21 protein-coding genes are annotated in these 26,727 nt (G+C 72.9%); 9 read left to right on the top strand and 12 right to left on the bottom strand.

All coding sequences use genetic code 11. The features are described from left to right. Positions 1 to 112: 112 nt before the first annotated feature. The 4 genes from HDA43_RS06790 to HDA43_RS06775 form a co-directional block, all read right to left on the bottom strand. Entirely contained in the window at positions 113 to 1,591 is a 1,479-nt protein-coding gene (locus tag HDA43_RS06790; protein WP_179818849.1) for a glycoside hydrolase family 3 protein, read from the bottom strand. A gap of 165 nt (positions 1,592 to 1,756) precedes the next feature. Beyond that, positions 1,757 to 2,608, bottom strand: a complete 852-nt coding sequence (locus HDA43_RS06785) for a carbohydrate ABC transporter permease (RefSeq protein ID WP_179818848.1) — start codon at positions 2,606 to 2,608, stop codon at positions 1,757 to 1,759. After that, positions 2,605 to 3,621 (bottom strand): carbohydrate ABC transporter permease, encoded by a 1,017-nt coding sequence (locus HDA43_RS06780; protein ID WP_179818847.1) that lies wholly within the window; start codon positions 3,619 to 3,621, stop codon positions 2,605 to 2,607. The genes HDA43_RS06785 and HDA43_RS06780 overlap by 4 nt, the downstream gene beginning before the upstream one ends. Before the next feature lie 4 nt (positions 3,622 to 3,625). Then, positions 3,626 to 4,954, bottom strand: a complete 1,329-nt coding sequence (locus HDA43_RS06775; RefSeq protein WP_179818846.1) for an extracellular solute-binding protein — start codon at positions 4,952 to 4,954, stop codon at positions 3,626 to 3,628. 203 nt (positions 4,955 to 5,157) lie between these two features. Here HDA43_RS06775 and HDA43_RS06770 point away from each other — a divergent pair, with 203 nt between their 5' ends. Beyond that, complete coding sequence (locus tag HDA43_RS06770; protein ID WP_179818845.1) at positions 5,158 to 6,435, top strand: ROK family transcriptional regulator; 1,278 nt, start codon at positions 5,158 to 5,160, stop codon at positions 6,433 to 6,435. 150 nt (positions 6,436 to 6,585) lie between these two features. Here the strand turns inward: HDA43_RS06770 and HDA43_RS06765 are convergent, their stop codons facing one another. Continuing rightward, a complete protein-coding gene (locus HDA43_RS06765) occupies positions 6,586 to 11,328 on the bottom strand; it encodes an ATP-dependent helicase (RefSeq protein ID WP_179822895.1) in 4,743 nt (1,580 codons plus the stop codon). A 134-nt stretch (positions 11,329 to 11,462) separates the two neighbouring features. Here HDA43_RS06765 and HDA43_RS06760 point away from each other — a divergent pair, with 134 nt between their 5' ends. The 4 genes from HDA43_RS06760 (at position 11,463) to rny (ending at position 15,659) form a co-directional block, all read left to right on the top strand. After that, the gene (locus HDA43_RS06760; protein ID WP_179818844.1) at positions 11,463 to 11,657 is read left to right on the top strand and encodes a DUF3046 domain-containing protein; all 195 of its coding nucleotides are present in this window, start codon (positions 11,463 to 11,465) and stop codon (positions 11,655 to 11,657) included. Between the two features lie 230 nt (positions 11,658 to 11,887). Beyond that, positions 11,888 to 12,985 carry a recombinase RecA gene (gene recA / locus HDA43_RS06755; RefSeq protein ID WP_179818843.1) on the top strand — a complete coding sequence of 366 codons (1,098 nt, stop codon included), beginning with the start codon at positions 11,888 to 11,890 and terminating at the stop codon, positions 12,983 to 12,985. A gap of 14 nt (positions 12,986 to 12,999) precedes the next feature. Continuing rightward, positions 13,000 to 13,728, top strand: a complete 729-nt coding sequence (gene recX / locus HDA43_RS06750; protein WP_218911631.1) for a recombination regulator RecX — start codon at positions 13,000 to 13,002, stop codon at positions 13,726 to 13,728. A gap of 320 nt (positions 13,729 to 14,048) precedes the next feature. After that, entirely contained in the window at positions 14,049 to 15,659 is a 1,611-nt protein-coding gene (rny, locus tag HDA43_RS06745; RefSeq protein WP_179818842.1) for a ribonuclease Y, read from the top strand. Positions 15,660 to 15,783: 124 nt separating this feature from the next. On the opposite strand, the gene HDA43_RS06740 is transcribed toward rny, so the two are convergent. From HDA43_RS06740 to HDA43_RS06720, 5 genes are all read right to left on the bottom strand, one after another. Continuing rightward, entirely contained in the window at positions 15,784 to 17,664 is a 1,881-nt protein-coding gene (locus HDA43_RS06740; RefSeq protein ID WP_179818841.1) for a S9 family peptidase, read from the bottom strand. Positions 17,665 to 17,968: 304 nt separating this feature from the next. Next, entirely contained in the window at positions 17,969 to 18,946 is a 978-nt protein-coding gene (locus tag HDA43_RS06735) for an amino acid ABC transporter permease (protein ID WP_179818840.1), read from the bottom strand. After that, on the bottom strand, positions 18,943 to 19,611 hold the full coding sequence (locus HDA43_RS06730) for an amino acid ABC transporter permease (RefSeq protein WP_179818839.1): 669 nt from the start codon (positions 19,609 to 19,611) through the stop codon (positions 18,943 to 18,945). Before HDA43_RS06730 ends, HDA43_RS06735 begins: the two co-directional genes overlap by 4 nt. An 82-nt stretch (positions 19,612 to 19,693) precedes the next feature. Next, positions 19,694 to 20,506, bottom strand: a complete 813-nt coding sequence (locus tag HDA43_RS06725; protein WP_179818838.1) for a glutamate ABC transporter substrate-binding protein — start codon at positions 20,504 to 20,506, stop codon at positions 19,694 to 19,696. Between the two features lie 42 nt (positions 20,507 to 20,548). After that, on the bottom strand, positions 20,549 to 21,304 hold the full coding sequence (locus tag HDA43_RS06720) for an amino acid ABC transporter ATP-binding protein (RefSeq protein ID WP_179818837.1): 756 nt from the start codon (positions 21,302 to 21,304) through the stop codon (positions 20,549 to 20,551). Positions 21,305 to 21,528: 224 nt separating this feature from the next. On the opposite strand from HDA43_RS06720, the gene miaB reads away from it, so the two are divergent. The 3 genes from miaB to HDA43_RS06705 all read left to right on the top strand — a co-directional run bounded on the left by miaB (position 21,529) and on the right by HDA43_RS06705 (position 24,808). Continuing rightward, positions 21,529 to 23,046 carry a tRNA (N6-isopentenyl adenosine(37)-C2)-methylthiotransferase MiaB gene (gene miaB / locus HDA43_RS06715; protein WP_179818836.1) on the top strand — a complete coding sequence of 506 codons (1,518 nt, stop codon included), beginning with the start codon at positions 21,529 to 21,531 and terminating at the stop codon, positions 23,044 to 23,046. Positions 23,047 to 23,579: 533 nt separating this feature from the next. Beyond that, complete coding sequence (locus tag HDA43_RS06710; protein ID WP_179818835.1) at positions 23,580 to 24,086, top strand: hypothetical protein; 507 nt, start codon at positions 23,580 to 23,582, stop codon at positions 24,084 to 24,086. 44 nt (positions 24,087 to 24,130) lie between these two features. After that, positions 24,131 to 24,808, top strand: a complete 678-nt coding sequence (locus tag HDA43_RS06705; RefSeq protein ID WP_179818834.1) for a class III extradiol ring-cleavage dioxygenase family protein — start codon at positions 24,131 to 24,133, stop codon at positions 24,806 to 24,808. On the opposite strand, the gene HDA43_RS06700 is transcribed toward HDA43_RS06705, so the two are convergent. Further along, positions 24,781 to 25,728: a ribonuclease Z gene (locus tag HDA43_RS06700; protein ID WP_179818833.1), complete on the bottom strand. Its 948-nt coding sequence runs from the start codon at positions 25,726 to 25,728 to the stop codon at positions 24,781 to 24,783. The two genes, HDA43_RS06705 and HDA43_RS06700, sit on opposite strands and share 28 nt — an antisense overlap. Before the next feature lie 19 nt (positions 25,729 to 25,747). Here HDA43_RS06700 and HDA43_RS06695 point away from each other — a divergent pair, with 19 nt between their 5' ends. Continuing rightward, entirely contained in the window at positions 25,748 to 26,269 is a 522-nt protein-coding gene (locus tag HDA43_RS06695) for a methylated-DNA--[protein]-cysteine S-methyltransferase (protein ID WP_312873059.1), read from the top strand. Between the two features lie 38 nt (positions 26,270 to 26,307). On the opposite strand, the gene HDA43_RS06690 is transcribed toward HDA43_RS06695, so the two are convergent. Further along, the gene (locus HDA43_RS06690) at positions 26,308 to 26,637 is read right to left on the bottom strand and encodes an antitoxin (RefSeq protein ID WP_179818832.1); all 330 of its coding nucleotides are present in this window, start codon (positions 26,635 to 26,637) and stop codon (positions 26,308 to 26,310) included. Positions 26,638 to 26,727 lie beyond the last annotated feature (90 nt).

Below are 26,727 nucleotides of genomic sequence, written 5' to 3'. Positions count from 1 at the left end.
GCCCGGCCCCGTACGACCGGCCCGCCCGTACGGCCGCGCCGCTCCCGCCCATCCCCGTCCGACCGGCTCGGCCGGGCCGGTCGGACAGGGGCGAACCGGTCGGACGGGACCGTCAGACGCCGAGCAGTTCGGCGGCGGCCTGGGCGTTGGCCCGGCCGGCGCCGTACGTGGCGAGGTAGGTCACGCCCTCGGGCCGCCAGACCGGCAGGCCCATCTCCACCACCGTCGCGTCGGGGCGGGCGGCCAGCAGCTCCGAGATCACCGAACGGCCGACGGCGTGGCGGTGGGCGTCCTTGACCACCACGACCAGGGAGCGGCCCGCGGCGCGCGCCAGCAGGCCCGGCACGTCGGCGTCCTCCGGCCGGACCCGTACGATCTCCGCCCGGGGCAGCAACGGGGTGAACCCCCACGGCACGTCCCCCACCGCGATGGTCGGCGGGGTCTCCATCTCCACCACCAGCGGATCGACGAGCGGGGCCGTGGTCCCGGTGAGGCTGACCGCCCGGCGGGCCGCGGTCAGGCCGACCACCCGCTCCCCGTCCATGCCCGCCGCGCCCGCCGCCGCCGCGTCCGACCGGGACGCGGCGAACCAGGCGCGCAGCCGCGTCACCCGCTCGGCCGCCTCCTCCAGACGTTCCCCGGGCAGGCGGCCGTCCCGCACCGCGGCGACGATCCCGGCGATGATCCGGCGGACGTCCTCCTCCGTCGGCAGCGGCCCGAGGCAGAGCAGGTCGGCTCCGGCGGCCAGGGAGAGCACCGAGCCGCCCACCAGGCCGTAGGCGTCGGTGACCGCCCGCATGTCGAGGGCGTCGGAGATGACCACCCCGTCGTAGCCCAGCTCGCCGCGGAGCAGCCCGGTCAGGGCGGCCGGTGACAGCGTGGCGGGGAGCGTCCCGGTCAGCGCCGGGACGCGGACGTGCGCGGTCATGATCGATTTGGTCCCGGCCTCGATCGCGGCGCGGAAGGGCACCAGCTCACGCACGCGCAGCAGCTCCGGCGAGGCGTTCACGAGCGGCACCTCCAGATGGGAGTCCTGGAGGGTGGCGCCGTGGCCGGGGAAGTGCTTGACGCAGGCGGCCACCCCGGCCGACTGCAGGCCCCGCACCGCGGCGACGGTGTGCCGGGCCACCAGGGCGGGGTCCGATCCGAACGAGCGGGTGCCGATCACCGGGTTGTCGTCGGCGCTGTTGACGTCCGCGGACGGGGCCATGTCGAGGTTGATCCCGCAACGGGCCAGGTCGTCGCCGATCGCCCGGTGCACGCGCCGGGTCAGCTCGACGTCGTCGACGGCGCCCAGGGCGGCGTTGCCGGGGTAGGGACTGCCCACGTGGTAGTCGAGGCGGGTGACGTCGCCGCCCTCCTCGTCCAGCGAGACGACCGGCTCGCCCGCCTCGTGCAGCCGCGCGGTGAGGGCCGCCAGCCGGTCGGGGCCGGCGACGTTGAAGCCGAAGAGGGTGACGCCGCCGAGGCCGGCCTCCAGCTCCCGCACGACCCACTCTGGGGCGGTGACACCCTGGAAGGCGGCGAGCAGCGTGCCGGCCGCGAGGCGGTGAAGGCCGCGGTCGCCGGGACTCGCGGTGAACTCGGACATGGCGCTGGAACGCTCCTTACCTGGAAAGTTGCCGGGAGAGGTGGCCCGGTGGAGGGGATGGGGGCGGCGGGGCCGCGCGGGCCCGGCCGCCGGTGTCGCCGTCGTCGCCGATGGCGTGCCGTACGGCCCGCACCGCGTGGGCGCGGGACCGTACCGGCGCCGGGGTCAGCCCTTGACGGCGCCCGCGACGAGGCCGGAGACCATCCGCCGCTGCACCACGAGGAAGAAGGCGACGACGGGGATCGTCATCATCGTGGAGCCGGCCATGATGGCGCCCCAGTCGGTGCCGCGCTGACCGAAGAAGAACTGCAGCGCGACGGGCATCGTGTAGCCCGAGGAGTCCGACATCAGGATGAGCGCGAAGATCAGCTCGTTCCACGCGGTGATGAACGAGAAGATGCTCGTCGCCACCAGGCCGGGGGCCACCAGCGGGAACAGCACCCGCCAGAAGGTCGTCATCCGGCTGGCGCCGTCGATCCAGGCGGCCTCCTCCAGCGACCTGGGCACCGCGGCGACGAACGTGCGCAGCATCCAGATGCCGAACGGCAGCGTCAGGCCGACGTTGATGACGATCAGGCCCAGCAGCTGGTCGTACAGGCCGAGCCGCTTGACGTTGAGGAAGAGCGGGATGAGCAGGGCCTCCGCCGGGATCATCTGCACGATGAGCAGGAGGATCAGGAAGCTCGTACGGCCCCGGAACGTGAAGCGGGCGATGGCGGTGGCCGCCAGCAGCGCGAGCGCGGCGCCGATGAGGACCGTGCCCAGGGCGACGATCGCGCTGTTGCGCATGTAGAGCCAGATGGAGTTGCCGGCCACGCCCTCGCTGAGCACCCGGTCCACGTGCTCGACGGTGAAGTGGGTGGGGAACGGGATGAAGTCGGTGGTGAAGATCTGGTCGTTGGCCTTGAAGGAGGTCGAGACCATCCAGTAGACGGGGAACACCGCGAACAGGAAGACCAGCAGGCCGGCCGCGTTCAGCGCGATCCTCGTCAGGCGCTTGCGGGCGAACGGGGTCATCGCAGGTCCTCCGTCTTGACGATCTGCCTGATGTAGACGGCGGTGACGACGAGCAGGATCAGCGTCAGGATCACCGCGATCGCCGCTCCGACGCCCATCTTCGGCGGGCTGCGGAACGCCTCGGCGAAGGAGAAGAGCGACAGGTTGAACGCCTCGCGGTTGTTCGGCCCGCCCATCAGCACGTACAGCTGGCTGAAGACCTTGAAGTCCCAGATGATGGACAGGATCGTCAGCACCGAGAAGACCGGCTTGAGCAGCGGGAAGGTGATCTTCCGGAAGATCCGCCAGGGGGTGGCGCCGTCGACCCGGGCCGCCTCGTAGAGCTCCGCGGGGATGCCCCTGAGACCGGCGAGCACCGACACCGCGACGAACGGGAACGACGACCAGAGCACGCAGACGATCAGCACCAGGTAGATGGTGAACGCGTCGTTCAGCCACGGCTCGCCGGTCCAGTCGGACCGCCCGAACAGCAGTTCCGACAGCCCGTCGGGCAGCAGGTTCAGCGCCCAGTTGATCATTCCGGCGTCGGCGTCGAAGAGCCATCGCCAGATGACGCCCTGGGCGACCGGAGGTACGGCCCAGGCCGACATGATGCCGATGACCACGAAGGTGGACATCTTCTTGCCCAGCCGGTTGAGCAGGGTGCCGACCGCGGTCCCGAGGACCAGCGTCAGGGTCACCGTGATGGCCGCGAACACGAGGGTGTTGCGGAGAGAGGACCAGAAGATCTCGTTGTCGAGGACCCTGGTGTAGTTGTCCCAGCCCTCCCAGGTCGCCGGCTTCTTCCCGTTGATCTGGGGGATTCCCACCTTCTGGAAGGAGATGAAGATCATCTGCCCCAGCGGATAGAGCAGCAGCCCGGCGATCACCAGCAGGCCGGGCGCGAGCAGGACGTAGGGGACGGCCCGGGGGGAGAGCCCGCGGGCCTTGGCGGGACGTTGCGGGGCGTGACGGCGCCGCCCAGGGGCGGGGAAGGAATCCCCGCCCCGGGCGACCGTGGACGTGTTCGTCATGGGGCTACTGGTTCAGGATCTCTTCGATTTCCCCGTTGGCCTTGGCCAGGGCATCGTCGGCGCTGGCCTTGCCCTCGATGACCGACCGGGCGGCGTTCTGCAGCACGGCCTTGGTCTCGTTGGCCTCGGTCCAGTTGGAGTCGGCGGGGAACGCCTTGGCCTTGGCGAAGGCGGCGGCGAACGGGGCCTGCGCCGGGTCGTCCTTCAGCTTCGCCAGCGCCTCGGGGTAGATCGGCAGCAGGCCGCCCTCGGAGGCGTAGCGGCCGGCCCACTCCTTGTTCGTGGCCATCTTGACGTAGGCGGCCGCCAGTTCCTTGTTCTTCGCGCTGCCCCAGACGGTGATGTCGTTGCCGCCGAAGAAGGACGGGGCCTCACCGCCGGTCTTGGCGGGGAGCGGGAAGAAGCCCAGCTTGTCGCCCTTCAGCTTGCCCTTGCTGTCCTCTTCGATGCCCGGCAGGTCCCAGCCGGCGGTCAGGTACATGCCGACCTTGTCGTTGGCGAACCGCTTGCGGATGTCCACCGTGTTCTGGGTGAGGCGCGACTTGCTGGACAGGCCGTCGGTGACCAGGCCCGTGTAGGTGGCGAAGCCGGCCTTGAACGCGGGGTCGGTCACCTTGCCGACCCACTTGTCGCCCTCCTTGACGGCGTACTCGCCGCCCTCGGACCAGGCGAACGCGGCGAGCAGGTGGTTGGCGTCGGAGCCGCCGTTGAAGGCGAAGCCGTCGACGTCCTTGCCCTTCTTCTCCTGGATCTTCTTGGCCGCGGCGACGACCTCGTCCCAGGTCTTCGGAACCTCGATGCCGAGATCCTTGAACCAGTCCTTGCGGTAGAGCACCGCGCGGGAGCCCGCGCCCCACGGGACGGCGTAGACATCGCCGTCGATGGTCTCCAGGCCGAGGAGGTTCTTCGGGATCTCCGCCTGGTCGCCGGACTGCACGAGCTCGGTGATCGGGGACAGCGCCTCCTGGCTCTGCCAGAGCGGCACCTGGTCGTTGCCGATCTCGGTGACGTCCGGGCCGGCGCCGCCCGCGGCGGCGGCGGTGAACTTGTCGTTCACCTGGGGCCAGGGGATCCACTCGAGGTTGACCTTGGCGCCGGACTCCTTCTCGAAGGCCGCGTTCAGCTCGTCCATGTACTTCTGGGCGGCGGGGTTGCTGTCGCCGAGCCGCCACATGGTGAGCGTCTGACCGGCGAACTTGGGGCCGGAGGCGGCCGGCGCCGACGCCCCGGAGGTGGCGGCGCCATCGGACGAATCAGAGCCGCTGCAGGCGGCCAGGCCCAGCGCGAGGGCGGCGGTGGCGGCCGTCGTGGTGGCGATTCTCGCGAACTTCACTGGAGTTCTCCCTTTCCGGCTTTCAACGGGGGTGACGCTCTTCGGGCTGTCGGCTCGGGTCCCCGCGACCTGAGCGCGCTCCGGGCGGAGTGGGCGTCCTGTGGCCCGCGGGACTGTCGCCTGCGGGCTGACCATGGTTAAACTAACAATAAACTTTCTTAAAAGAAACGACCGTTAGCGGATCGTGACGGGGGGAGCGGACCTTGCCCAGACGCCCGGGAACACCCCGGCTGCTGCGCCAGCTCAACGATCGGGCGGCGCTGGAACTGCTGCTGGCCGGCGGACCCCTGACCCGGGCCGAGCTGGGAGAGCACACCGGCCTGTCCAAGGTCACCGCGGGGCAGCTGCTGGCCCGACTGGAGGAGCGCGGGCTCGTCGCGGTGGTCGGCGAGCAGGCGGGCGGGCGCGGCCCCAACGCCGCCCTCTACGGCCTCGTGCCGTCGTGCGCGTACGCCGCCGGGCTGGACGTCCAGCCCGGCCGGGTCAGCGCGGCGGTGGCCGACATCACCGGCGAGACCGTGGCCGAGGTGTCGGTGGACCCCAACGGCCACGACGATCCGGTCCGCCTGGTCTGCGGCGCCGTCGACAAGGTCTGCGCGTCGGCCGGCATCACCCGCTCCCGGCTGCGCGCCTTCGTGATCGGCACCCGCGGCGTCGTCGACCCGGCCACCGGCGACGTCCGCTTCTCCTTCGACCTGCCGTCCTGGCACGTGGGGGTGCTCGCCGGACTTCGCGACGCCCTCGACGTCCCCGTGCGGATAGAGAACGACGTCAACCTCGCCGCGCTGGCCGAGCACGTCCACGGCGCCGCCGCGGGACTGGGCGACTTCGTGCTCGTCTGGGCCGGGGTCGGCCAGGGACTCGGGGTCATGCTCGGAGGGCGGCTGCACCGGGGCTTCACCGGCGGCGCGGGCGAGATCGGCTGGCTCCCGGTGCCGGGGGAGCCGCTCCCCACCGACGTGCACGAGCCGCAGTCGGGCTCCTTCCAGCGCCTGGTCGGCGGGGACGCCGTGCGCGGCCTGGCCGGCGCGCACGGCATCGGCTCCGGCCGCGCGCCGGTCTCCGTACCGCTCTCCGTGCCGGTCCCAGGGGCCGGGATCGGCGGCGCCGACGCGGCGGGTTCCGCGAACGGCTCGCACGGGGTCACTCTCTCCGACGTGTCCGCGTCCCTGGGCGACCACGTCCGCGCGGCCGTCGAGGAGGGCGCGGAGGACTTCCTCGTCGAGCTGGCCGGCCGGCTGGCCGTCGGCGTGGCGGCGGTCTCGGTGGTGCTGGACCCCGGCCTGGTCGTGCTCAGCGGCGACGTCGGCCGCGCCGGCGGCCCCACGCTCGCGGCCAGGGTCGAGGAGGCGGTGGCCAGGATCTGCCCGAGCCGGCCGCGGGTCGTGGTCTCACGGGTCGAGGGCAACCCCGTGCTGCGCGGGGCCCTGGTCTCGGCCCTCGGCCAGGCCCGCGAGCAGGTCTTCTCCGAAACCGTCTGACCGGCCCCGGCCGGGCCCGCGCGCGGGTGGCTTCCGGAACCGTCTGACCGGCCCCGGCGGGATCCGCGTGCGGGTGGTTCCCGGAATCGTCTGACCGGCCCCGGCCGGGCCCGCGCGCGGGTGCTCCCGGAACCGTACGGCGGTCTCCGGTCAGGCGCGCAGGCGCAGGCCGCGCGGGGTCGGATGGAACCCGGCGGCCTCCAGCGCGGCGGCCAGGGGGGAGTCGCCCACGGCCGAGCCGTCCGCGCGCTCCACGGTCAGCTTCCCGAGGGCGCCGTCGCGCACCGCCAGCGCAAGGGCGTCCACGGCGGGCCGCAGCCGCTCACCGCCGGCGAAGGACAGCAGGGTCTTGCCGCCGCGCTCGACGTAGAGCACCAGATGCCCGTCGACGAGCACCACCAGGGAGCCCGCCTTGCGGCCCGGCTTGTGGGACACCTCCCCGGGATGGGAGGGCCACGGCAGGGCGGCGCCGTACGGGTTGGCCGGGTCGGCGGCGGCCAGCACCACCGCCCGCGGCACGTCCGCCACGGGCTTCCGGGTGCTCCAGAGGTCGGGGGCCGGCTCGACGGGCCGGAGCGGGCTCGCCGCGGCGCGCATGCGGTCCACGGCGCCCGGCAGGGCGAACTGCGCCCCGCCCAGGCCCTCGACGAAGTAGCCCCGGCGGCAGCGGCCGCTCTCCTCGAACGCGCGCAGGACCTGGTAGACGGCGGCGAACCCGCCGGGCAGCCGCTCGGCGGCCACCGCGCCCCGGGTCACCACGCCGTGCCGCTCCAGCAGCGTCTCGGCCTGGGCGTGCGCCCGCTGGGTGGCGTCCCCCGCGGGCTCCGGCAGCAGCCACCAGCGCCCGCTCACGGTCGGCGGGCCGCTGCGGCTGGGCAGCACCGGCCGCCGCCTGCGGGTGGTGGCCGGGCGGTGCGCCGGGCGTCCGGTGCCGAGGGTGGCGCGCAGCGGCGCCAGCGTGTCACCGGTGATCCGGCCCGCCCACACGAGGTCCCACACCGCGGCCGTGAGCACCACGTCGTCCGGGGACGGGCCGGACGCGAGGAGCGCGCCGGCGCGGGCGCCCAGTTCGCGGAAGAACAGCGCGCCCCCGCCGCCGAGGGCGGACAGGACCGCCTCGTGCAGCGGGGTCATGGTGATCTCCAGCGGCTCGGGCATCAGCAGGGGCGCGGTGTCGGCGAAGTACAGCGCCACCCAGCCGTCCGCGCCCGGCAGCGATCCCTGACCGGCCCAGACGACCTCGCCCGAGGAGGTCAGCTCGTCCAGCAGCGACGGGTCGTATCCCGGCACCCGGGAGGGCAGGACCAGCGTCTCCAGCGCGGAGGCGGGCACCGCCGCGCCCTGGAGCTGCTCGATCGCACCCACCAGCGCGTCGATCGGCGGCCTGCTCCCCCGGGAGACGCCGGTGACGCCGTGCCAGGCGGGGGCGAAGGCCGCGAGCGTCTCGGGGGAGACCGGCTCGACCTCCTTGCGGAGCCGGGCCAGCGACCTGCGGCGCAGCAGCCGCAGCACCCCGGCGTCGCACCACTCCTCGCCCCGGCCGCCGGGCCGGAACTCCCCGCTCACCACCCGGCCCGCCGCGGCCAGGCGGCGCAGCGCGTCGGTGACGACCGCCTGCCCCAGGCCGAACCGCGCCGCGGCCGTGGCCGCCGCGAACGGGGCGCGGGTGCGGGCGTGCCGGGCGACCAGATCGCCCAGCGGGTCGTTCACCGGCTCCAGGAACGCCTGCGGCACGCCGACCGGCAGCGGCACGCCGAGCGCGTCGCGCAGCCGGGAGGCGTCCTCGATCGCCGCCCACCGCTCCTGACCGGCGATCCGCACCCTGATCGCCCGCCGGGCCTCCTCCAGGCCGGCCAGCCACGCCGGGTCGCCCCCGCGCAGGCCGACGTCCTCGGCGAGCAGCGGGCCGTGCGAGCGCAGCAGGTCGGCGAGGTCCTCGGCGTCGCGCAGCGGCCGGTCGAGCCGCGCCAGCTCGCGCTCGGTGTCGGCGATGACGTCGGGGTCGAGCAGCTCGCGCAGGTCGGCCTGGCCCAGCAGCTCGGCCAGCAGGGTCGTGTCGAGCGCCAGCGCCTGGGCGCGGCGCTCGGCCAGCGGGGCGTCGCCCTCGTACATGAACGCGCCGACATAGTTGAACAGCAGCGACGCGGCGAACGGCGACGCCTGGGAGGTCTCCACCTCGACCAGCCGCACCCGCCGCGCCGCGATGTCGCGCATGAGCCGGACCAGGCCCGGCACGTCGAAGACGTCCTGCAGGCACTCGCGCATCGTCTCCAGCACGACCGGGAACGAGGCGTAGCGGCTCGCCACGGCCAGCAGGTGCGAGGCCCGCTGCCGCTGCTGCCACAGCGGGGTGCGCCTGCCGGGCGTGCGGCGCGGCAGCAGCAGGGACCGCCCCGCGCACTCCCGGAAGCGCGCGGCGAACAGCGCCGAGCCGCCGAGCTCCTCGGTGACGATCCGCTCGATCTCCTCGGCGTCGAAGACCGCGACGTCGGACGGGGGGTCGGAGAGCGTGTCCGGGATGCGCAGCACGATCCCGTCGTCGGAGTGGATCGCCTGGACGTCGACGCCGTAGCGCTCGCGCAGCCGCCGCCCGATCGCCAGGGCCCACGGCGCGTGCACCCGCGCGCCGTACGGCGAGTGCAGCACGACGCGCCAGTCGCCCAGCTCGTCGTGGAACCGCTCGACCACCAGCGTCCGGTCGTCGGGGACGTATCCCGTGGCCTCCCGCTGCTCGGCGAGGTAGGACAGGAGGTTGGCCGCGGCGAACCCGTCGAACCCGGCCGCCCGGATCCGCTCCGGCGCCCCGCCTCCCGAGGCGGACACCTCGCGGAGGAAGGCGCCGATCGCCCGGCCCAGCTCGGCCGGGCGCCCCGCGCTGTCACCGTGCCAGAACGGCAGCTTGCCCGGCCGGCCGGGCGCGGGGGAGACCAGGACCCGGTCGGCCGTGATGTCCTCGATCCGCCAGGACGTCGCGCCCAGCACGAACACGTCGCCCACCCGCGACTCGTAGACCATCTCCTCGTCCAGCTCGCCCACCCGCGAGGACTTCTCCCCGGCCAGGAACACGCCGAACAGCCCCCGGTCGGGGATCGTGCCGCCGTTGGTCACGGCCAGCCGCTGCGCCCCCGGCCGGCCCCGCAGGACGCCCGTGACGCGGTCCCAGACGATCCGCGGGCGCAGCTCGGCGAACTCCTCGCTCGGGTAGCGCCCGGCGAGCATGTCGAGCGTCGCCTCCAGGGCGCCGCGGGGCAGCGTCCGGTACGGCGCGGCCCGCCGTACCAGGGCCTCCAGGTCGTCCACCGTCCACTCGTCGAGCGCCGTCATCGCCACGATCTGCTGGGCGAGCACGTCGAGCGGGTTGCGGGGGTAGCGCAGCTCCTCGATCTCCCCGGCGCGCATCCGCTCGGCCACCACCGCCGTCTGCACCAGGTCGCCGCGGTACTTGGGGAAGATCACGCCGCGGGAGACCGCCCCCACCCGGTGACCGGCCCGGCCGATCCGCTGCAGGCCGCTGGAGACGCTCGGCGGCGACTCCACGCAGGCGACCAGGTCGACCGCGCCCATGTCGATGCCGAGCTCCAGGCTGGAGGTCGCGACGACGGCGGGCAGCCGCCCGGACTTGAGGGCGTCCTCGATCGCCGCGCGCTCCTGCTTCGACACCGACCCGTGGTGGGCCCGGACGATCTCCGGGACCACGCCCTTGGACGCGCCCGCCTGCGCCATCATCTCCGCCGGGGCGGTGGACGGGGCGGGCGGCGGGGAGCCGGTCTCCCCCGTGCCGCCGGTGTCGTCGGGCCGCCGCTCCCAGGCCAGCTCGTTGAGCCGGGTGCAGAGCCGCTCGGCCAGCCGCCGGGAGTTGGCGAACACGATCGTCGAGCGGTGGGCGCCGATCAGGTCGAACAGCCGCTCCTCGACGTGCGGCCAGATGGACCGCCGGGCGGGCGGCTCGGTGAGCCAGCGGTCGTCGCCGAGGTCGTCGCCGGCACCGTCGCCGGGACCTCCGCCGGGTCCGTCGCCGTCACCGGAGGACGGCCGCGCCGGGGCGGAGTCGAGCTCGGTCATGTCCTCGACCGGGACGACGACCTCGATCTCGATCTCCTTCTCCGAGGGGGGCTGCACCACGACGGCCGGGCGGGGACCGCCGAGGAACTCGGCGACCTCGCTCACCGGGCGCACGGTCGCCGACAGGCCGACACGCTGCGCGGGGGCGGGGAGCAGCGCGTCGAGCCGCTCCAGGGTGAGGGCCAGGTGGGCGCCGCGCTTGGTGCCCGCCACCGCGTGCACCTCGTCGACGATGACCGTCTCCACCCCGCGCAGCGCCTCGCGGGCCTGGCTGGTCAGCAGCAGGAACAGCGACTCGGGGGTGGTGATGAGGATGTCGGCGGGCCTGGCCGCGAACCGGCGCCGTTCCTCCGGTGAGGTGTCGCCCGACCGGATCGCCACGGAGATCTCCGGCGCCGGCAGCCCGAGCCGCCGGGCGGTCTGCCGCAGCCCGGTCAGCGGCGCCCGGAGGTTGCGCTCGACGTCGACCGCCAGCGCCTTGAGCGGCGACACGTAGAGCACCCGGCAGCGCCGGGCGGCCTCGCCGTCCTCGCGCGTGCGCCCACGGGACCCGCCGGAGCCCCGCGTGCCCCGCCGGTCGCCGGAGTCGCGGGCGCCCCGCGCGGTCCCGCCGGGCGGGGTCGCGGAGCCCGGCCCGCCGTCCGCGCCGCCGGCCTCGGCCGCGCGCTCGGCGGCCAGCCGGTCGAGCGACCACAGGAACGCCGCCAGCGTCTTGCCGGAGCCGGTGGGCGCGACGACGAGGGTGTTGTCCCCGCGGGCGATCGAGGCCCACGCCCCCTCCTGGGCGGCGGTGGGCGCGGCGAAGGCGCCGGCGAACCATTCCCTGGTCATCGGGCCGAAGTGGTCGAGCGCTGAGCCGGTCACGGATCCATACTGCCCTCCGCCACCGACAGAACCGCCCGCCCGGAGCACCGCCTCCGGGGCGTCCGGTCACGAGCACCATGGGGAGGGGTCACACTGGAGCCATGCGCCTGTCGGACTTCTGGAACCGGATGAGACTCCACTTCGGTGACGCCTACGCCGAGTCGTGGGCGCGCGACTACGTCATCGCCGACCTGGACGGCAGGACGGTGAACCAGGCGCTGGCCGAGGGCGTCGCCGCCAAGGACGTCTGGCGGGCCGTGTGCAAGGTGTCCGACGTCGCCGCCGGTCTGCGCTGAGCCGCCGGTCTGCGCTGAGCCGCCGGCTGGCGCTGAGCCGCCGGTCTGCGCCGGTCCGCTCCGCGACGCGGGGCGCCGTGGGACGGACGGGGGCGTCGAACCTCGATCGAACAATCGTTCGGCTATATTGGACACGCCGCCATCGATGGCGTGCTCTTCCAGAAAATGTCGGTCGCACCCCGTAGCTTTCTGGCAACCGATTCATCCCGTGACCCTCCAGGGGGGCTCCCATGGCAGCTAACGACCGCGAGAAGGCGCTCGAGACCGCTCTCGCCCAGATCGAGCGGCAGTTCGGCAAGGGCTCCGTCATGCGTCTCGGCGACGAGGCGCGGGCGCCCATCGAAGTGATCCCGACCAGCTCCATCGCGCTCGACGTCGCCCTCGGCATCGGCGGGTTCCCGCGCGGCCGCATCATCGAGATCTACGGTCCCGAGTCCTCGGGTAAGACCACGGTCGCCCTGCACGCGGTGGCCAATGCCCAGAAGGCCGGGGGCATCGCGGCGTTCATCGACGCCGAGCACGCCCTCGACCCCGAGTACGCCAAGAAGCTGGGCGTCGACACCGACGCGCTGCTCGTCTCCCAGCCCGACACCGGTGAGCAGGCGCTGGAGATCGCCGACATGCTGATCCGGTCCGGCGCGGTCGACCTGCTGGTCATCGACTCGGTCGCGGCCCTGGTGCCCAAGGCCGAGATCGAGGGCGAGATGGGCGACAGCCACGTCGGTCTCCAGGCGCGCCTGATGTCCCAGGCCCTGCGCAAGGTGGCCGGCGCGCTCAACAGCACCGGCACCACGGCGATCTTCATCAACCAGCTCCGCGAGAAGATCGGCGTCATGTTCGGCTCGCCCGAGACCACGACCGGTGGAAAGGCGCTGAAGTTCTACGCCTCGGTCCGTCTCGACATCCGCCGCATCGAGACGCTCAAGGACGGCACGGAGGCGGTCGGCAACCGCACCCGGGTGAAGGTCGTCAAGAACAAGATGGCTCCGCCCTTCCGCGTGGCCGACTTCGACATCCTCTACGGCGTCGGCATCTCCCGCGAGGGCGGTCTGATCGACATGGGTGTCGAGCACGGCTTCGTCCGCAAGTCCGGCGCCTGGTACACCTACGAGGGCGACCAGCTCGGCCAGGGCAAGGAGAACGCCCGCAACTTCCTGCGGAACCACCCCGACATGGCCAACGAGATCGAGAAGAAGATCAAGGAGAAGCTCGGCATCGGCCCGCGCCTCGACAGCCCGGCCGCCCCGCCCGCCGCTCCTGCTCCCGCTCCCGCTCCCGCCGCGTCCGGCCGGGGTTCCAAGGCGACCCCCAAGCCGGGTGACGTCTGACCCGGGGCCGGCCGATGACGACGGGACCGACGGGGCCCGACTCCGGTCCGGCCGGCCAGGCCGGACCGCGGGACTGGGGCGCCTGGCCTGACGTGCCCGAGCCCTCGGGCCCCTCCCGGAAGGGGGGAAGGCGCGAGGGCCGGCGCGGGGGGAGGCGTTCCCGGGGCGCCCCCGACGGACGACTCCCGGACGGGCCGGTCGAGGGTTCCCCGGCGAGCCAGGGACCCGACGCCGACCCGCAGGCGGTGGCGCGTGCCATCTGCCTGCGGTTGCTGACCATGGGGCCGCGCACCCGGGCGCAGCTCGCCGAGGCGTTGCGCAAGCGCGACGTGCCGGACGAGGCGGCCGAGGCGGTGCTCGAACGGTTCTCCGAGGTCGGGCTCATCGATGACGAGGCGTTCGCCGCCGCCTGGGTGAGCTCGCGCCACACCGGGCGGGGGCTGGCCCGCAGGGCGCTCGCCTCGGAGCTCCGGCACCGCGGGGTCGACGAGGACACGGTGAAGGAGGCCGTGGAACAGCTCGACCCCGAGCAGGAGGAGGAGACCGCCCGCAGGCTGGTGGCGCGCAAGCTCTCCGCCACCCGGGGTCTGGATCGTGCCGTCCGGACCCGCAGGCTGGCGGGCATGCTCGCCCGTAAGGGATACGGCCCGGGGCTGGCGTTCCGCGTGGTCCGCGAGGCCCTGGAGAACGAGGAGTCGGACGGCCAGGCCTTCCCCGACGACCTCGATCATCCCTTCGAATAGCCCTCCGTTCCGGGTTCCTCGGTCATCCCTTTGGCGAGCCCTCCGGTTCATGGTGCGCCTTTGCTTGCCCGTTACCTGTTTGACGCTTAGCCTCGACGACAGTGAGGAGTTACTCCGCGCAGCGCGGATTGTCATAACGGTTGATTACGGGCGAACAAATGCGGCGGATGAGGGCGGACGATGCGCCGGCGTGATCAGCCGGTGTGGAGCGGACCCTCGGTCGGCACCTGCCGCGGTGACGACACCGCCTGACTTCTCCGTGCCGTGCGTGTGACCCCTCGCATGCTTGATATCCGCGACGCGAGGAGGGCGGGGCGCGCATGGATCCGATTGTGGTCGTCATACTGACCGGGGCCGTCGCGGTTCTTTCGGTGGTGACGATAGTCGCGCTGATCGTGTTGCTGCGCCGTACCGGTGGCGGGCCGATAGGCCCTTCTCCCGCGCAGATGGCCGAGGTTCAGACCGAACTGGAGGCCGCCCGGCGGGAGGCCGCCGACATCCGCGCCAAGGCGGAGAACGACGCGGGGGAGATCCTGCGCAGGTCCGAGCTGGCCGTCGAGGCGGCCGCGGAGTTGCGCAAGGAGGCCGAGGCGGAGAGCCGGGGCCTGAAGTACGAGATCAAGGAGCTCCGCTCCGACCTGGAGCGCCGGGAGAACCGGCTGGCCGAGCGGGAGCAGCGCCTGGACGAGGAGGCGAGGCGCCAGGCCGAGCGGGCCCGCAAGCTCGCCGAGACCGAGACCGAGCTGGCCGCCCGCCGGGAGGAGCTGGACCGGGTCGCCGAGGAGCGCAGGGCCGTCCTGGAGCGGGTCGCCGGCCTCACCGGCGACGAGGCCAAGACCGAGCTGGTGCGGGAGATCGAGAACCAGGCCAAGCGCGAGGCCGCCCTGATCATCCGGCAGATCGAGGGCGACGCCCGCAAGGAGGGCGAGAAGCGCGCCACCAAGATCGTCACCCTGGCGGTTCAGCGGGTGGCCACCGAGCAGACCGCCGAGTCCGTCGTCAGCGTCCTGCACCTGCCGGGCGACGAGATGAAGGGCCGCATCATCGGCCGCGAGGGCCGCAACATCCGCGCCTTCGAGACGACGACCGGGGTCAACCTCATCATCGACGACACGCCCGAGGCGGTCCTCCTGTCGTGCTTCGACCCGGTCCGCCGGGAGACCGCCCGGCTGACCCTGGAGAAGCTCGTGCTAGACGGGCGCATCCACCCCCAGCGGATCGAGGAGGCGTACGAGCGCAGCAAGGCGGAGGTCCGGGAGCTGTGCGTACGCGCCGGTGAGGACGCCCTGGTGGAGCTGGGCCTCACCGACATGCACCCGGAACTGGTCACCCTGCTCGGCCAGCTCCGCTACCGCACCTCCTACGGCCAGAACGTGCTGGGCCACCTCATCGAGTCGGCCCACATCGCCGGGATCATGGCCGCCGAGCTGCGGCTCGACCCCACGCTGCTCAAGCGCTGCACCGTCCTGCACGACATCGGCAAGGCCCTCACCCACGAGGTCGAGGGCAGCCACGCGCTCATCGGCGCGGAGATCGCCAGAAGGTACGGCGAGCACGAGGACGTCGTCCACGCCATCGAGGCCCACCACAACGAGGTGGAGGTCAAGACCGTCGAGGCGGTGCTGACCCAGGCGGCCGACGCCATCAGCGGCGGCCGGCCGGGCGCCCGGCGCGAGTCGCTGGAGGCGTACGTCAAGCGGCTGGAGCGGCTGGAGGAGATCGCCACCTCCTACGACGGCGTCGACAAGGTCTTCGCCATGCAGGCCGGCCGGGAGGTCCGTGTCATGGTGAAGCCCGACGGGGTGGACGACATCCAGGCCCAGGTGATCGCCCGCGACGTGGCCAAGCAGGTGGAGGAGGAGCTCACCTACCCCGGGCAGATCCGCATCACGGTCGTGCGGGAGTCCCGCGCCACCGAGTTCGCACGCTGAACCCGCCCGGCCCGCTCTCCCGTCCGTCCCGGCCGGCCCGCGGGACGGCCCTGACGGGGGCCGGACCCGCCGGTCCGTGCCCTCCGGTCCGCGGGACGGCCGGGACGGACCGGCGCCGGGCCTCTCAGCCTCGGAAGATCTGCTGGTAGAAGGCGAGCTCGGTGGCCAGGGCCGCGCTGCGGGTCTCCACGCGGCGGAAACCGTGGGCCTCGCCCTCGAAGGTCATGTAGGTGCACGGGACGCCGCGCTCGGCGAGCGCGTCGGCGAACGCCCGCGACTGGGCGGGCGGCACCACCGGATCGGAGAGACCCTGCAGGAGCAGCATCGGGCAGCTCACCCCGGCGACCCGGGCGAGCGGCTCGCGGGAGGCGTACAGGGCGGGGTCCTCCGGGCCGACGAGCCACTCGACGTAGCGGGACTCGAAGTCGTGGGTGGCGGCGACGAGCGGGCCGAGCGCGCTCACCCCGTAGTAGGAGACACCGCCGGCGAACGCGTCGGAGGCGCAGCAGGCCGCCATGGCGGTCCAGCCGCCCGCGCTGCCGCCCCGGATCGCGATCCGCGCCGGATCGGCCAGCCCCTGAGCCGCCAGCCACCCGGCGGCGGCGATCACGTCCTCGACGTCCACCACCCCCCACTCGCCGCGCAGCCGGTCGCGGTAGGCGCGGCCGTATCCGGTGGAGCCGCCGTAGTTGACGTCGAGCACGCCGATGCCCCGGCTGGTGAAGAACGCCTTTTCCAGTTCGGGTGCGCTCGTGCTGTGCGAGGTGGGGCCGCCATGGACGGACACGATGTAGGGAGGGGCGCCCTCCCCGCGGCACCGCGGGTTCGACGGCGGGTGGACGAACGCGTGGACCCGCCGGCCGGACCGGCCCTCGATCTCCACGCTCCGCGCGACCGGGAGGTAGGCGGTCTCCGGAGGCTCCCCGGCGTCCTGCCGGAGCTCCTCGGCGCGTCCGGTCGGCAGGTCCAGGCGAACGACCGAGCGGGGCGTCGCCGGGCCGTACCCGATCCCGGCGAGTGAACGCCCGTCGCGGTCGAGGGCCGGGGCCCAGCCGGTGTAGGGCACGTCCAGGTCGGTCAGCGTGCCGTCGGCCGGGTCGAGGACGCCCAGCCGCAGGTCTCCCCGCCCGTGCAGGACCGCGATCCGCCCGTCGTCCAGCACGGCGTAGGGGTGGGCGCCGAGCTGCCACAGCGGCCCGGCGAACTCCTCCTCCGCCGGGTGGAGCGCCTCCGGAGCGGTGCCGTCCAGTGCGATCCGGTAGAGGTTCCACCAGCCCGACCGGTCGGAGACGAGGTACAGGTGGCGGTCGCCGCACCAGCGGGGGGCCAGTACCGACTCGGCGGGCCCGCCGCAGAGCGTCCGCGAGCGGCCGTCCGCCAGGCGGGTGATCCGCAGCTCTGTACCGTTCCACGGCATGCGCGGGTGGTCCCAGCAGATGTAGGCCAGGTGCTCCCCGTCGGGGGAGAGCTCCGGGTAGGCGTAGAAGTCGCTCCCGCCGACGTGCTCGTGCGGCTCGGCGGAGCCGTCCAGCGGGACCGAGACGATCGAACGGCTCACCCGGCCGTCGTCGTGGTGCCGCTCCCGGACGCACCAGACCCGGCCGTCGCGGACGGTCATGTCCGCGTAGCGGAGCGCCGCGTCCCGGTCGGGCTCCGGCGTGATCGGACGGGGCTCGCCGTCCGTGAGCACCAGGTGAAGGCGCTGGTCGGCGAGGTTGGCGAACACCACGCCGCCGCCGGGGACGACCGCGTAGGAGCGCCCGCCGTACTCGTGGACGCGGGTCCGGGCGCTCCACGGCGCGGCCAGCAGCTCGTGGAGCGCGCCGTCGGGGTCGCGCCGCATGATCGTGGTCCGCCCGCCCTCGGCGGGGCGGTCCTCGGTCCACCACACCTGCCCGCCGGCCACCGTCGGGTACGCCGGGCGCGGCCCGGACCGGGCCACCTCGGCGGTGGATATCGGCGAAGGCCAGGTGGCGTACGGCAGGACGGCCTGCTCGGGGGACATGACGTCATCCTGCCTGATAACTCGGCGCGTGTCGTCGATATGGCCCCCATCCCGCGCGGGCGTCGGACCCCGGCCCCCCGGCACGGCGCCGCGACCCCGGTACGGCCGGCACGACCCCGGTACGGCACCGCGACCCCGGCACGGCCGAAACGATCCAGTACGGCCGGCACGAACCGGTACGGCCCGGTACGGCTTCCGGACGGTTCCGGGAAACGATGGAGGGCGGTCACCGCGAGTCGCGGTGACCGCCCTCGGAAAGGCCGGTCGCGGACGCCGCCGTACCGGCGCCCGGGGAAAGCCGGGGCTAGTCGTCCCCGGTGGCCACGCCGCCCGGCATGCCGGGAGCGGCCACGCCGCCCGGTGCGCCGGGGGCGGCGACGGAGTCGGCCGGGGCGACCGGCCGGGCGGCCGTCCTGCGGCTGCGGCGGCTGCGTCGCTCCAGCCACGTGGCCAGGGCGCCGACGATCAGGTTGATGATGATGTAGACGACCGCGATGACCATCACCGCGGGGATGATGTTGTTGAAGTTGGACGGCAGCACCCGCGCGCCCGCGTTCAGCAGGTCCTCGAAGGAGACGATGAAGCCCAGGGCCGTGTCCTTCAGCAGCACGACGAGCTGCGCCACGATCGCCGGCATCATGGCCGTGACCGCCTGCGGAAGCAGGATCATCCGCATGACCTGCCCCTTGCGCAGCCCGATCGCCAGCGCCGCCTCCGACTGGCCGCGCGGCACGGACTGGATGCCGGACCGCACGATCTCCGCAAGCACCGACCCGTTGTAGAGGACCAGGCCGGTCACCACGGCCGTGAACGGGGTCACGGTCAGCCCGAAGACCGCGCTTCCGCCGTACATCACCGCGAAGATCATCATGAGCAGCGGGATCGCCCGGAAGACCTCGACCACGGCGCCCGCGGGAACGCGGATCCAGGAGTGCTCGGACAGCCGGGCGATGCCGAACACGAAGCCGAACGGCACGGCGATCACCGCGGCGACCAGCGCGGCGCTGAGGGTGTTCAGCAGGCCGGGGAGGATGAGGTTGACCCACACGTCGCCCCGGAGGAAGGGGGTCCACAGGGCCGCGTCGAGCTGGTTCTTCTCGTCGAGCTTCGACACCATCGCGTAGACGGCGAACAGCGCGACGAGGACCACCAGGACCGTGAGCACGGTGTTCCGCAGCCGTGCCTTCGGCCCGGGCACGTCGTACAGGACGCTGACCCGCTCGGCGGAGCGGGGCCGCTCGCGCGCCGGCTTGGGCTCCGCGGTCAGGGTGGTGCTGGTCATCGGATCACCGCCAGTCGCTTGGACAGCCAGGTGAACAGCAGTCCGGTGGGCAGGGTCAGGACCAGGAACGCCACCGCGAACCCGAAGAAGATCGGAACGACCGCGTCGCCGTGCGCCTCGAACAGCGTCTTCATGGTCAGCGACGCCTCACCGACGCCGATGGCGGCGGCGATCGTGGTGTTCTTGGTCAGCGCGATCAGGATGTTGCCCAGCGGCGCGACCACCGACCGCAGTGCCTGGGGCAGCACGATCAGCCGCAGGTTCTGCATGAAGGTCAGGCCGATGGCCCGGGCCGCCTCCGCCTGGCCGACCGGCACCGTGTTGATCCCGGCCCTGATCGCCTCGCAGACGAACGCCGCCGTGTAGGCCGACAGGCCGATGATCGACAGCCAGAGGTAGTTGGTGGACAGGCTCGTGGAGAACGAGACGTCCAGGACCAGCCCCAGGCCCAGGCCGCAGAACACGATCACCAGGGTCAGCGGGGTGTTCCGCACGATGTTGACGTACGCCGTGCCGATCGCCCGCAGGACCGGCAGCGGGCTGACCCGCATCGCGGCGAGGATCGTCCCGAGCACGAGCGCCATGAACCCGCTGGCCAGCGTGAGCCGTATCGTCAGCCAGAAGGCTTCCAGGATGACCCGATGTTCGTCGATGAGTGCCTGCACTCGTCCCTCCAATGGCCGTCGGCCGGGGCGCGTGGGGACGCCCCGGCCGACTCATGGCCGATCAGTGTCGATCAGTGCCCGGTCAGTACCGCTCCACGGTCGGCGGGTTCGCGAAGAACTTGCCGAACTCGCCGAAGTTGGCGTCGACGGCCTTCTTCCAGCTGCCGTCCTGGAACATCTTCTCGATCGCCTTGTTGAGCTTCTCGCGGGTGTCCTTGTCGTCCATCTTGACGCCGACGCCGTACTTCTCCTCGGAGAAGGGCTTGCCGACGAGGCGGAACTTGCCGGGCGACTGGGCGGCGAACCCGGCGAGGATCGTCGCGTCGGTGGAGATCGCGTCCACCTGCTTGTTCTCCAGCAGCGGCAGGCAGGCGCCGTAGCCCTGCTGCTCGGTGAGGTACTGGCCCTTCCAGGCGTCGCCGAACTTCTCGACCAGGCGCGCGGGCGAGGACGAGCCCTGGGCGCCGCAGACCTTCTTGGCCTTCAGGTCCTCCACGCTGTTGATCGACGTGTCGTCCGCGCGGGTCAGGATGTCCTGGCCGGTCACCAGGTAGGGTCCGGCGAAGCCGACCTTCTTCTTGCGGTCGTCGGTGATCGAGTACGTGGCGATCACGATCTTGACCTGGCCCTGCTGGATGAACGACTCGCGGTTGGCCGAGATGGCCTCCTTGAACTCCACCTTGTCGTCGGCGTAGCCGAGCTCCTTGGCGAGGTACTTCGCCACGTCGACGTCGAAGCCCTTGAACGAGCCGTCGGGCTGCTTCTGGCCGAGGCCGGGCTGGTCGAACTTGATGCCCACGACGAACTTGTCGTCACCGCCGCCGCTGCACGCGGTCAGGCCGGCCGCCATCGCCGCCGCCGCGAGCACCACGGCTCCAACACGACGTACACGCATACTGCTACCTCGTCTTTCGTTAAAAAAGGGGGGTCAGAGCCGTCAGTGCGTAAGGATCTTGGAGAGGAAGTCCTTGGCGCGCTCGGTCCGGGGAGCGGTGAAGAACTCGTCGGGGGCGTTCTCCTCGACGATCTGGCCGTCGGCCATGAACACCACCCGGTCGGCCGCGCGGCGGGCGAACCCCATCTCGTGGGTGACGACCACCATCGTCATGCCCTCGGCGGCGAGCCGCACCATGACGTCGAGCACCTCCTGGACCATCTCGGGGTCCAGCGCGGACGTCGGCTCGTCGAAGAGGATCATCTTGGGGTCCATGGCGAGGGCGCGGGCGATGGCCACCCGCTGCTGCTGGCCGCCGGAGAGCTGCGCCGGGTACTTCGACGCCTGCGCGCCGATCCCGACCCGTTCCAGCAGCTCCATGCCCCGGCGCTCGGCCTCGGCCCTGGCGACGCCCCGCACCTTGATCGGCCCCAGTGTGACGTTCTCGAGGATCGTCTTGTGCGCGAACAGGTTGAAGGACTGGAACACCATGCCGACCTCCGACCGCAGCCGGGCCAGGGCCTTGCCCTCGGCCGCGAGCGGCTGCCCGTCGAAGGTGATCGTTCCCCCGTCGATGGTCTCCAGCCGGTTGATCGCCCGGCACAGAGTCGACTTGCCGCTGCCCGAGGGGCCGATGACGACCACGACCTCGCCGCGGGAGATGGTCAGGTTGATGTCGCGCAGGACGTGAAGGCTGCCGAAATGTTTGTTCACGTCCTTGAGCACGACAAGAGGAGTCGCGTCCCCGTTCTCCGTCATGGAGCACAACGTAAAGCCGTGAAGGGCACCTCGGGCTAACCCTGCGGTACCGATCAGGTCACGACCTGGAGATATCCAATGAAAAAGGGATGAATTCGTGTCAGGACCGTTCCGGAGTGTCAGATTCGCGTGAGAGCCGCCGGTTCGGTGCCGGTTTGCATGGTCCGGTGAGCCCGGCGGCCGTACCGGGGGGCCGCGCGGAGCGCCTACCCTTGTCTGTTGAGATGACTGCCACCGTGGAGAGCACCCGCACGTACGAGGTCCGTACCTACGGGTGCCAGATGAACGTGCACGACTCCGAGCGCCTGTCGGGCCTTCTCGAAGACGCCGGATACGTTCCGGTGCCCGAGGGGGAGACGGCCGACGTGGTCGTGTTCAACACCTGCGCCGTCCGGGAGAACGCCGACAACCGCCTTTACGGCAACCTCGGCCACCTGCGCCCGACGAAGGTGAGCAGGCCCGGCATGCAGATCGCCGTGGGCGGCTGCCTGGCCCAGAAGGACCAGGGGGAAATCGTCCGCAGGGCGCCCTGGGTGGACGTGGTGTTCGGCACCCACAACATCGGCTCGCTGCCGGTGCTGCTGGAACGGGCCCGCGTCCAGCAGGAGGCGCAGGTCGAGATCAAGGAGTCGCTGGAGACCTTCCCCAGCACGCTGCCCACCAAGCGGGAGTCCGCCTACGCCGCCTGGGTGTCGGTCTCGGTCGGCTGCAACAACACCTGCACGTTCTGCATCGTGCCGTCGCTGCGCGGCAAGGAGAAGGACCGCCGTCCCGGCGACGTCCTCAACGAGGTGCGCACCCTGGTCGGCCAGGGGGTCCTGGAGATCACGCTCCTCGGCCAGAACGTCAACACCTACGGCGTGGAGTTCGGCGACCGCTTCGCCTTCGGCAAGCTGCTGCGCGCCTGCGGCGACGTCGACGGGCTGGAGCGGGTCCGCTTCACCAGCCCGCACCCGGCCGCCTTCACCGACGACGTCATCGCCGCGATGGCCGAGACGCCCAACGTGATGCACCAGCTCCACATGCCGCTGCAGTCGGGCTCCGACCGCGTCCTGAAGGCGATGCGCCGCTCCTACCGCGCCGAGCGTTACCTCGGCATCATCGAGCGGGTCCGCGCGGCCATGCCGGACGCGGCCATCTCCACCGACATCATCGTGGGCTTCCCCGGCGAGACCGAGGAGGACTTCCAGGCCACCCTCGACGTCGTGCGCGCCTCGCGCTTCGCCAACGCCTTCACCTTCCAGTACTCCATCCGGCCCGGCACGCCCGCCGCCACCATGGACGACCAGATTCCCAAGGAGGTCGTGCAGGAGCGCTACGAGCGCCTCGTCGCCCTGCAGACCGAGATCTCCTGGGAGGAGAACAAGAAGCAGGTCGGCCGGACGCTCGAGGTGCTGGTGGCCGAGGGCGAGGGCCGCAAGGACGAGGCGACCCACCGCCTGTCCGGCCGCGCCCCCGACAACCGCCTGGTGCACTTCACGCCGAGCGCCCGGGACGGCGACGCCGCCGGGACGCCGCGCCCCGGCGACATGGTCACCGTCGAGATAACCTACGCGGCGCCGCACCACCTGGTCGCCGACGGCCCGATGCTGGGCCTGCGCCGTACCCGCGCGGGCGACGCCTGGGAGGCCAGGCAGGCCGCCCCGGCCGCCTCCGGCGGGGGCGTCCTGCTCGGCATGCCGGCGATCGGCCGGCCCGCCCCGCTGCCGCAGGAGGCGCAGGGCTGCTCCGTCCGCTCCTGATCCGCACGATTTCTCCGGCCGGCGTCCTGGCGTTCCCGGTTCCGCGCGCCCGGCGCGGGACCGCCCGCCGAACCGCCGGTCGGAGCGGTTTTCCGGGGTGACGCCGGGACGCCTCCGGCCGCCGCGACCCCGCCGGATCCCGTCGATGACAAGTCGTGATTCCGTTGTGATCGGTGTGCGATCACACCTTTCCTGTGGCTAGTGTGGTTCGGCGCCCGCGGAAGCCGTGGAGGTTTCCCCCCGATAACCGCAGGGAGTTGTTCCGAATGCGCGTCCCCTCATCTCCGGGTCACCCTCAACAGCCCGGAGATCATGTCCCCTCGTCTCCGGGTCACCCTCAACGGCCCGGAGACCCCGTTTCCTCGTCTCCGGGCCATCCCCGACAGCCCGGAGACCCCGTTCCCTTCTCGCCGGATCACCCCCGGCGGCTCGGGGAGACCGAGATCCTCGCCGGTCCCGCCGGTGAGCCTTCCCCCGCCGGTGATCCCACCGGCAAGCCCGCCCCCACCCGCAGGCGGAAGCGCGGTCCGGCCATGACCGTCGCCTCCGCCGTCGCCGGAGTGGCGGTGGCCGCCGTCGTGGGCGGCGGCATCGTCTTCGCCGTCGCCGGCGGCGACGACCCCGCCGGCCCGTCGGCGCCGAAGGGCACCGGAACCAGCCAGGAGGCCCGGCAGGACCCGGCCTCCGGCGAGTCCGGGACCCGGTCCGGAGACGCCTCTTCGGACGGATCCGCCGAGTCCGGCGGGTCGGACGAGTCCGGCGAAACCGGTGACTTCGGCGGATCGAGCGGCTACGACGGGTCGGGCGCCGAGGGCGCCGGCGGCGGTGACGGTGCGGCCGCGAGCGGCTCGCAGAGCGGCTCCGGCTCCTCGACCGGCAAGACGGCGACCGGAAAGACGACGAACGGTAAGACGAACCCGTCCACACCGGCCAAGGAGCACCAGAGCGGCACCGGGCAGTCCTCGGACGAGGACGGCCTCACCGACCCCCGCTCGGACGGCCCTCCCGGCTCCGTCCCTCCGCTGTCCCCCACCCGCTGACGACCGGCGGCGGCGTCAGGCACGCGATCCCTTAGTCTGGCCGGGTGCTTGTCGCCGCCGCCGTGTGTCCTCACCCGCCGCTGCTGGTCCCCGAGCTCGCCGGCGCGGCGAGCCCCGAGCTCGACGATCTCCGTGCGGCCTGCGCGGCCGCGCTGGGCGCGCTGCGCGACTCCCGCCCCGACCGGATCGTGGTGGTCGGCGGGGCGGATCAGGCCGGCGACCACGGGGCCGACGCCTCCGGGAGCCTCGCGCCCTGGGGCGCCGGCGTCCGGACCGGGGAGGGAGAGCCGGTCCTGCCCCTCTCCCTGACGATCGGGCGCTGGCTGCTCGACCGGGCGGGAATGGCCGCCTCGGCCTTCCACGCGGTGCCGTTCGACGCCTCGGCGGCGGAGTGCGCCGCGCTCGGCGCGCGGCTGGCGGGCGGGCCCGGACGGGTGGCGATGCTCGTCATGGCCGACGGCTCGGCCTGCCTGACGGAGAAGTCCCCCGGATACCTCGACTCCCGCGCCGAGCCGTACGAGGCCGCGATCGTCGGCGCGCTGGCCCGGGGCGCGGCCGCGGAACTCGCGGCGCTCGACCCGGACGAGGCCGCCGGGCTGCAGGTGGCCGGCCGCGCCGCCCTCCAGGTCCTCGCCGGGGCGGGTGGCGCGCTGAACGGCGAGGTGCTCCACCACGCCGCTCCCTACGGCGTCGGCTACTTCGTCGCCCGCTGGACCGGATGATCGCGGCGCGGGACCGGGACGCGCATCAGGTCGTGGGCGAGCACCACCTCGCCGTCGAAGGCCAGGCGCGCCTCCTCCGTGAAGCGGGGCTCGTCGGCGGCGTCGTAGCGTTCGGAGACGTGGGCCAGCACCAGGCGGCGCACCCCGGACTCGGCGGCGACCCGGCCGGCCTGGGCCGCGGTCAGGTGACCGTACCGCGCGGCGAGGTCCGACTCCGTGGACAGGAACGTGGACTCGATCACCAGCAGGTCCACGTCCTCGGCGAGCGCGAAGACGCCGTCGCACAGCGCGGTGTCCATGACGAACGCCGCGCTCTGGCCTGGACGGGGCTCGCTGCACTCGGAGAGGAGCACGACCGACCCGTCCGGGGCGCGCACCGAGCCCTCGCGCTGGAGCTCGCCGATCGCCGGGCCCCGGACGCCGCGCTCGGCGAGCCGCCCGGGAAGCATCCGCCGGCCGTCCGGCTCGTCGAGGCGGTAGCCGTAGGACTCGACGGGGTGGGCGAGCGGCCGGGCGGTGAGGGTCACCGGCCCGGCGTCGAAGGACGGCGCCGGACCCGAGAACGGGCACTCCTCGATCACCGAGGTGTCGGCGAAGACGCTGGCGTGGCGCAGCCGCCGCCAGTAGGTCTCGCCGCTCGCCGGGTAGGCCGCCCGCACCCGGTGGGTGACGCCGTCCCTGGCGATGCGCTGGACGACGCCCGGGACCCCCAGGCAGTGGTCGCCGTGGAAGTGGGTGACGCAGATCCAGGTGACGTCGTGGGAGCCGACGCCCGCCCGGATCATCTGGCGCTGGGTACCCTCTCCGGGATCGAACAGGAACCCCTCACCATCCCATCTCAGGAGATATCCGTTGTGGTTACGGTGGCGGGTGGGGACCGCGCTTGAGGTGCCGAGGACGACGAGTTCGCGAAGGGACACGGTGCACATGGTAGGAACGGTGGCGTTCGGAAGCGTCCCGACCCCGCTGGGGGACATGCTGGCCGCCGTCACCGAGGACGGGGTGGCGGGTGTCGGCTGGAGCCACGGCCGCGAGGAGAGGCTGCGGGAACGGCTGCTCGCCCGCCTGGGGCTGGCCGAGGTCGGCGACCCCGCGCGCACGGCCCCGGTGCTGGACGAGCTGGCCCGCTACTACGCGGGGGAGCTGCGGGTGTTCGGGTCGCCGGTGGACTGGCGGCTGACCACGCCGGTGCAGCGCAGGGTGCTGGGCACCCTGTACGAGACGGTCGGGTACGGCGAGGCCGTGACCTACGGCGAGCTCGCCGCCCGCAGCGGGACGGGCGTCCCCGCGCGGGCCATCGGCTCGATCATGGGCGCCAACCCGATCCCCGTCATCGTCCCCTGCCACCGGGTCGTCGCCGGGAACGGCCTGGGCGGCTTCAGCGGCGGCGAGGGCGTGGAGTCCAAGCGGTGGCTGCTGACCCTGGAGGGCTACCTGCAGCCGATGCTCGACTGGGGCTGACCTCCGGCCGGGCCGGCCGGGGAAGCGGGCCCGGGACCCTAAGGAGCCGGCGGCGTCCCGGGACGGCCGGGGGCCGGCGGCGCGTCGGTGTCGGCCTCGGGCCGGCCGGGCGACGTGCCGTGCTCGCCGTATCCCGCGGCGGTGCCCGCCTCGCCGTACCCGCCGGTCCGGCCGGGCTCGCCGGGCCGGGCGGTCATCCTCTCGGCCGCCTTCCGGGCCTTCTGCGCCGCGAGGTTGATCTTGTCGTCGTACTTGCCGTGGCTCTTCTGCTTGGCGATCCGCTCGGCCTTGTCGATGCCCTTCCTGGCGAACTCCCCGGCCCGTGGGTTGCTCCGCAGCATCTCCCTGAGCTTCTCCATGATCGACATGGCTGTGCCCCCCCGTTCGACGTGACCTGAGGTCAACCGGATGCATACCCAGCGGGCTCACCCATACCCGGGGGGTTGACACACTTGTCC

Origin of the sequence: Streptosporangium sandarakinum (assembly GCF_013409935.1) — a bacterium.
Lineage (GTDB): Bacteria > Actinomycetota > Actinomycetes > Streptosporangiales > Streptosporangiaceae > Streptosporangium > Streptosporangium nondiastaticum.
Note: the sequence above shows the minus strand (reverse complement) of the source record. Positions and strands in the feature narration are given on the sequence as shown.

Coding starts and splice junctions, on each gene's coding strand:
- HDA43_RS06790 (WP_179818849.1), bottom strand. CDS start 1,591: ATGTCCGAGTTCACCGCGAGTCCCGGCGACCGCGGCCTTCACCGCCTC.
- HDA43_RS06785 (WP_179818848.1), bottom strand. CDS start 2,608: ATGACCCCGTTCGCCCGCAAGCGCCTGACGAGGATCGCGCTGAACGCG.
- HDA43_RS06780 (WP_179818847.1), bottom strand. CDS start 3,621: ATGACGAACACGTCCACGGTCGCCCGGGGCGGGGATTCCTTCCCCGCC.
- HDA43_RS06765 (WP_179822895.1), bottom strand. CDS start 11,328: ATGACCAGGGAATGGTTCGCCGGCGCCTTCGCCGCGCCCACCGCCGCC.
- HDA43_RS06760 (WP_179818844.1), top strand. CDS start 11,463: ATGCGCCTGTCGGACTTCTGGAACCGGATGAGACTCCACTTCGGTGAC.
- recA (WP_179818843.1), top strand. CDS start 11,888: ATGGCAGCTAACGACCGCGAGAAGGCGCTCGAGACCGCTCTCGCCCAG.
- recX (WP_218911631.1), top strand. CDS start 13,000: ATGACGACGGGACCGACGGGGCCCGACTCCGGTCCGGCCGGCCAGGCC.
- rny (WP_179818842.1), top strand. CDS start 14,049: ATGGATCCGATTGTGGTCGTCATACTGACCGGGGCCGTCGCGGTTCTT.
- HDA43_RS06740 (WP_179818841.1), bottom strand. CDS start 17,664: ATGTCCCCCGAGCAGGCCGTCCTGCCGTACGCCACCTGGCCTTCGCCG.
- HDA43_RS06735 (WP_179818840.1), bottom strand. CDS start 18,946: ATGACCAGCACCACCCTGACCGCGGAGCCCAAGCCGGCGCGCGAGCGG.
- HDA43_RS06725 (WP_179818838.1), bottom strand. CDS start 20,506: ATGCGTGTACGTCGTGTTGGAGCCGTGGTGCTCGCGGCGGCGGCGATG.
- HDA43_RS06720 (WP_179818837.1), bottom strand. CDS start 21,304: ATGACGGAGAACGGGGACGCGACTCCTCTTGTCGTGCTCAAGGACGTG.
- miaB (WP_179818836.1), top strand. CDS start 21,529: ATGACTGCCACCGTGGAGAGCACCCGCACGTACGAGGTCCGTACCTAC.
- HDA43_RS06710 (WP_179818835.1), top strand. CDS start 23,580: ATGACCGTCGCCTCCGCCGTCGCCGGAGTGGCGGTGGCCGCCGTCGTG.
- HDA43_RS06690 (WP_179818832.1), bottom strand. CDS start 26,637: ATGTCGATCATGGAGAAGCTCAGGGAGATGCTGCGGAGCAACCCACGG.